The organism is Gammaproteobacteria bacterium (assembly GCA_003696665.1).
GTDB lineage: Bacteria > Pseudomonadota > Gammaproteobacteria > Enterobacterales.
This window is the reverse complement of the sequence record RFGJ01000141.1, coordinates 1-2923: the sequence shown is the minus strand read 5'-3', so window position 1 is coordinate 2923 and position 2923 is coordinate 1. Positions and strand designations below refer to the sequence as shown.

General features: G+C 53.7%; 5 protein-coding genes. 1 reads left to right on the top strand and 4 read right to left on the bottom strand.

Translation table 11 applies throughout. From position 1 onward, the window contains the following. The first annotated feature begins 28 nt into the window (after positions 1 to 28). Entirely contained in the window at positions 29 to 406 is a 378-nt protein-coding gene (locus D6694_04440) for a hypothetical protein (GenBank protein ID RMH45674.1), read from the top strand. Positions 407 to 551: 145 nt separating this feature from the next. Here D6694_04440 and D6694_04435 read toward each other — a convergent pair whose 3' ends face one another. The 4 genes from D6694_04435 to D6694_04420 form a co-directional block, all read right to left on the bottom strand. After that, entirely contained in the window at positions 552 to 1148 is a 597-nt protein-coding gene (locus D6694_04435; GenBank protein RMH45673.1) for a cytochrome c-type protein NapC, read from the bottom strand. A gap of 15 nt (positions 1149 to 1163) precedes the next feature. After that, on the bottom strand, positions 1164 to 1613 hold the full coding sequence (locus tag D6694_04430) for a nitrate reductase cytochrome c-type subunit (protein ID RMH45672.1): 450 nt from the start codon (positions 1611 to 1613) through the stop codon (positions 1164 to 1166). Positions 1614 to 1629: 16 nt separating this feature from the next. After that, positions 1630 to 2472 carry a quinol dehydrogenase ferredoxin subunit NapH gene (gene napH, locus D6694_04425; GenBank protein ID RMH45671.1) on the bottom strand — a complete coding sequence of 281 codons (843 nt, stop codon included), beginning with the start codon at positions 2470 to 2472 and terminating at the stop codon, positions 1630 to 1632. Next, positions 2462 to 2923 (bottom strand): ferredoxin-type protein NapG (locus tag D6694_04420; GenBank protein ID RMH45670.1); only part of this gene is annotated, 462 nt, incomplete at its 5' end. The genes D6694_04420 and napH, both read right to left, overlap by 11 nt.

Genomic DNA, 2923 nt, shown 5'->3' with positions numbered 1-2923 from the left:
TGCGCATTTTTTGAGTTTTATCATCCATATGGTGCTTACCTATCATCGGAGCAATGTGGGCCAGATACCGAACGAAGATCAATTTCGCCAAGCCGTCCGGGCGCTTGACATTCCCCAAGGCGAGTACATGTTTCCTTGGGGCGACGGGCCTGAAGCCCTGAAGTCTGAAGCCTATCTAAAAAAGCTAAATGAAGGGCCTGTCGGTTTGCTGACAATCATGCCAAACGGTCCATGGCCAATGGCGAAGTCGCTGACGCAATGGTTCGTTTATTTGGTGCTTGTCAACATTTTTGTCGCTTACGTCGCCGATCTGGCGCTGACTGACACTTCAGATGCAATGGCCATCTTCCGTTTGACCACCACTGTCGCGTTTTCAGGCTATGGCTTGGCACTCATCCAAAACTAGATTTGGTGGGCACGCAAGTGGTCAACCACCCTCAAGTTCCTGTTTGATGCGCTCCTGTATTCACTCGCCACTGGCGCGATTTTTACCTGGCTATGGCCCCTTTCATAACTTAGACGCTGACCGTCGTTTCCGACGGTCAGCACAGTTAATCCCAACCGGGCACGCCATGCATATCTGGCAATTCATGAGCAATGCCTTTATGGCAATCAATACACGTTTTTTCACCTGAGGCCAATGATGTCGAATGTGCTTTGGCCGCTCGTTTATCCTGGACACTGAAGTCCATATACTCAAAGTTATGGCAGTTACGGCATTCCTGAGAATCGTTCGCCTTCATCCGTGCCCACTCCCGCTCAGCCATTTCACGACGATGCACAAGAAATTTTTCACGCGTATCGACGTACCCAGTGATCTTTCCCCACAGTTCACGAGAAGCCTTAATCTTTCGAATTATCTTTGGTCCCCATTCATGCGGCACATGACAATCCGGACACGTCGCTCGAACCCCAGAACGATTCGTGTAATGGATGGTTTCGCGCAATTCCTGAAAGACGTTGTCGCGCATTTCGTGACACGAAATACAAAACGATTCGCGGTTGGTCAGCTCAAGTGCCCAGTTGAAACCGCCCCAGAAAATGATACCGGCGACAAAACCCGCCAACAAAACCGTGCCCAATGCCCATTTAGCAGGACGCTTCAGAGACGACCATAACCGCCCAAACACACCGGCTCGTTTGCTCATGTTGGCCTCCCGTATCTAGTTCTGGTCAAACTGTGATTGGTAGGTATTTTCGACCAACGGCGGCGCATCCGTTTGCGGCACATGGCATTGGGTGCAGAAGTACCGACGAGGCGACACATCCATCAGCGCACGGCCGTCTCGGTCCAAATAATGCGTCACACTAATTTTGGTCGCCCCCCACTGGCGATAATTTTTCGGACTATGGCAAGACAAACATTTATTGACGTTTTTGTCTATCTGATAATGCCGAATGTCATGCGGAATCAAAGGTGGTTGTTGTGCATAGTTAGGCGGAATCACATTGTTGCGCTTTGGTACATTCTTTAAGCGATCGGGCGGTGCCACTTCGGCCAAATCGACCCCGCCGCGGAGCGACTGAACTTTTTGAGACCCGCTGTCTGCCGCTGAGCCGATTTGCAGTGCTAGCAAGCCGGTGAATACCCATGCAAATTGTTGGACTTTCATGATATTGCCTCCACTTTCAATGACTCAAAAATCGGTACTCTAGCTGGAACACCCGTTGGTGACAGATCTCAGCGCAACGAGCACAGCGCGTGCACTGTGCACTTTCAATTCTGGCATGCTCGCCTTTGAGAGCCTGCTTGAGCAGTTGCGCCTCAGGACAGACTTGATAACAATCCATGCAGTCATCACAGTGTTGCCGGCGCGATGCGCGGACATAGTACCCAAGCGGGAGCACCCCTACCGCCGCATATGCCTGCCCGTGGGGACATAAGTGGCCACACCATGTCCCCTGCCCTGCCGCCAAATCAAGCAAAAATACAAGCGTCACAAAACTCACTCCGGAAAGGGTGCCTGCAGTTAATGCGCGCTGCCACATAGACACTGGATTCCAATACTCCCAGACCATCTGCCCACTGAGCAGCGCTGACAATAAACACGCCCAAAAGAGCCAATGTCGGGCCGTGCGCGATACCCGCCAATGGCTGCGGATGCCTAACCGCTGCCTCAGCCAACGTGCGGCGTCCGTTACAGCATTGACCGGGCAGACCCATCCGCAAAACACTCGGCCACCGAGCAGCGCGTACACTGAAAGAACGACAACGGCTCCCAGCACGAAGTTCGTCTCTGGCCAATGCCCTGCGGCAAGCGACTGCAAAAATAGAAACAAATCCGTCATGGGAACCGTGTCCAATAATAGGGAACCAGACAGGTTACCGCGCAACAACCAATACCCGGTCCATGGTCCAAGCCAAAAAGCGCAAATCACGGACGCCTGTACCAAACGACGCGCCATCAGCAAACCGTGCGTGCGCCAGAAGCCGTACTTTTGCTGCGCCAATGCGCCGACCCTACGCGCCATTTTCGGCCTCCTTAGTTTTCCACCCGAACCGATAGTGTTTGCCAAGCTGACCTCTGGCCAGCCGCAGCGGGAGCACTTTGATCGCTGCTTCCTCCAAAACGCAGGTCTGCTCACACTTGCCGCACCCAGTACAGGCTTCGGCATTGACGGTAGGCACGAAGACGGCATGCCGACCCGTTCGCCGATTGTGATGTGCCTCAAGCGTGATGGCTTTCCCAGCCACGGGGCAATTGCGATAGCAGACGTCGCAGCGCAACCCTTGCAAGTTCAAGCAATTTTCCGGATCGACTAGGACGGCAACACCCATCGTCGCATCCTTGATGTCCTCAAGTTCTGGATCCAGCGCCCCCGTCGGGCATGCGCGAACGCAGGGAATGTCGTCGCACATTTCGCACGCCACACGACGCGCTTCAAATACGGGCGTGCCGGGAGCCGCGCCATCTGAAACCTT